At 38.9% G+C, this 2685-nt stretch carries 2 protein-coding genes and 1 pseudogene; 2 read left to right on the top strand and 1 reads right to left on the bottom strand.

The window, feature by feature from the left end:
• Together ACOVO2_RS20980 and ACOVO2_RS20975 are read left to right on the top strand one after the other, a co-directional pair.
• A pseudogene (locus ACOVO2_RS20980) lies at positions 1 to 330 on the top strand (ATP-dependent DNA helicase RecG); the annotation flags it as partial.
• A 93-nt stretch (positions 331 to 423) separates the two neighbouring features.
• Positions 424 to 1236, top strand: a complete 813-nt coding sequence (locus ACOVO2_RS20975; protein WP_421771863.1) for an MBL fold metallo-hydrolase — start codon at positions 424 to 426, stop codon at positions 1234 to 1236.
• A gap of 79 nt (positions 1237 to 1315) precedes the next feature.
• On the opposite strand, the gene ACOVO2_RS20970 is transcribed toward ACOVO2_RS20975, so the two are convergent.
• Positions 1316 to 2341 (bottom strand): fasciclin domain-containing protein, encoded by a 1026-nt coding sequence (locus tag ACOVO2_RS20970; protein ID WP_421771862.1) that lies wholly within the window; start codon positions 2339 to 2341, stop codon positions 1316 to 1318.
• Positions 2342 to 2685 lie beyond the last annotated feature (344 nt).

Genomic DNA, 2685 nt, shown 5'->3' with positions numbered 1-2685 from the left:
TATTGTATTCTGATGACCGACCATAAACTGGGTAAAGATACTCGCCTCCGAATTGATACGATGGTAAGAACCAATAATGGTTTTGAGATTTCGGAGGTAGATTTATCGCTCCGTGGGCCAGGCGATATGGCTGGCACGCAACAAAGTGGAATGCTCGACCTAAAAGTGGCAGATTTGGCCAAAGATGGTGAGATTCTGAAATACGCCCGTGAGGCTGTTATGGAAATTCTGGACAACGACCCCGAACTGGAATCGACTGAGAATCAGCCGATTAAGCAGCATGTGAGTGCTTTACGGAGTAATGAAACCAACTGGAGTCGGATTAGTTGATTGTTTCGATATGTCATTGGTTTCGGTGTCTTCGGCTCCGCTCAGACACCGAAACCAATGACCCAATTCTAATTTACCTTCATCAACCAACCCATGCAATACCTAAAACACCAAAAATTTGCCGATGTCGAAATGTTTCGCTTTGGATATTCGCCCATTGGCAAGCCGTGGTTGAGTGTCTATTGCTATCTTATTGATAATGTGCTGATTGACACCGCCCAAACCAACTGCCAAGAAAAGGTACTGAAAACCTTTGAAAACAAATCCATCGACAAAATTTTGCTCACGCACTGGCACGAAGACCATTCGGGCAATACTGCCAAGCTTGCCAAACTTCACAATGCACAAGTTTACGCACACCCGTTCACGCAAGAAAAACTCCGACAAGGTTTTGATATTCTGCCCTACGAAAAATTTCTTTTCGGAAAAATAAAGCCGTTTCGAGGAAAAATATCTGATTTTGAAGCTATTATCGAAACAACGAATCATAAACTTTTACCAATTTTTACCCCAGGCCACGCCGACGACCACACGGTTTTTCTGGAAAAAGAAAATGGCTGGCTTTTTTCGGGCGATTTGTATGTGGGCGTAAAAATTCGTGTTTTCCGCAAAGGTGAACAGTTTTGGCCGCAGGTTGAGGCTTTTCGCAAAATATTGACTTATGATTTTGATGTGCTGTTTTGCGGGCATCATCCTCGGCTAAAAGATGGCAAGAAAATGCTGGCTCAGAAACTCCAATATTTTGAAGATTTTGCAGGAAAAGCCCAATATTTTCAACAAAAAGGCTTTAATACGAAAGAAATTATGAAGGCCATGAGGTTTCGAGAAAACAGCCTACTAAAACTTTTACTCTCGAATGATGTTTCAGTAGAATACATGATTGAAGCTGCACTAAGACAGGATTAAAAAGATTTGTTCCTTCATAATCTCTTTAAAAAACGCAAGAAATGATGAAGGAACAAACGAAGGGGCACTTGATAAAACACTACGGAAGTAAAACTCTATCCAATTTATGAATAACGCCATTAGTTGCCAGTAAATCGGCACTCGTAATGTTTGCTACGCTACTTCTAACTCCTTTTACTTTCAGTCCGTCGGTTACATCAAAAACTACTTGATACTGACCCTTGAAAGACCCTGTAATAGTTATATCTGGAGCTGGCGTTGTTATTGGAAATCCAGCACTCGCACTCTGTGAAAGTACGATAGGTGCAAATATTGAGAGTGTTGTATTCACTGGTTGATTACTATCTGGAAAATCTACTGAAAAAATTCTACGAACACCAATTCGATGAAAATCAATGATTTCTTTCAGCCTTTGCTTATCCGCCAAAAGTGTAGCTTTGGGAATTATCTTATAAAGTTCTGCAAATGCTTCATTCGTTGGGGCAAGAATAGTTGAACCACCAAATGGACTTGGAAGACCGAGCATGGTCTCTGAGGTTTCCACGGTTGATGACAACTCTATTAAAGAGAAAAACTCTGAAAATTGAGGGTCTTTTCGCAGAATTTCCGCTAAATTCTGAGTTGGTAAGGTAATTACATTATCAACAACGTGAATGACACCGTTTGATGCCGTAATATCGGGCGATATAACCTTTGATTTTGCATTGACGAAAATACCCGAAGAGTTTTTTGATAAATATACTTCAATTCGCTGAGGACTCTGCACAAGCCCCGACTTTATCTCATTAGTCAGCAGTCGGCGTTCTCTCACAATGTGCGTATTGAGGAGTTTTACCAAGTCTGTTTTTGTAAACTTACCTACATCAATCTTTGAAAAAGCCTCGTTAGTAGGAGCAAAAATCGTGAATGGTTCGCCAGTTTTGAGCGAGCCGACCAAGTTATTATCGGTCAGCAATTTGGTAAAAACCGAGAATCGGCTATCGGCCAAAGCCAAATCTATTGCCGTGTCTTTTGGTGTTGCATCTTTGTCTTTGCAGGAAACAAAGAATAAAAAACTCAAAATCAAAATAATTGTGGGGCTACTTGTTTTGAATAAATTTCTCATGGTTTTTTATTTTTTTAAGTTGGATAGAATAACATTTTACGTTCATAAACTGATATAACTGTGTGATTGTTTTTATTTCGACTGATTGTCAGCGAATTACGTAAAATGTTCGGTTGATTTTTCTACTAAAACTTTTACTCTCGAATGATGTTTTAATAGAATAGATGATTGAAGCTGCACTAAGACAGAATAAAAAAAGGTTTTTCAGATTTATAAGATTATACTTTATACTTTGCCGTTGTCAGTGTCCTCACTGACAGCATTCTCTATTTAAATTAAACAAAAATTCTAAACTAAAACAAAACTATGAATCGCAGGAATTTTATTCAAACTTCGGGTTTTAC

Source organism: Emticicia sp. (assembly GCF_049241225.1).
In the GTDB taxonomy this organism is placed as follows: domain Bacteria; phylum Bacteroidota; class Bacteroidia; order Cytophagales; family Spirosomataceae; genus Emticicia.
This window is presented reverse-complemented; position numbering and strand designations above follow the sequence as displayed.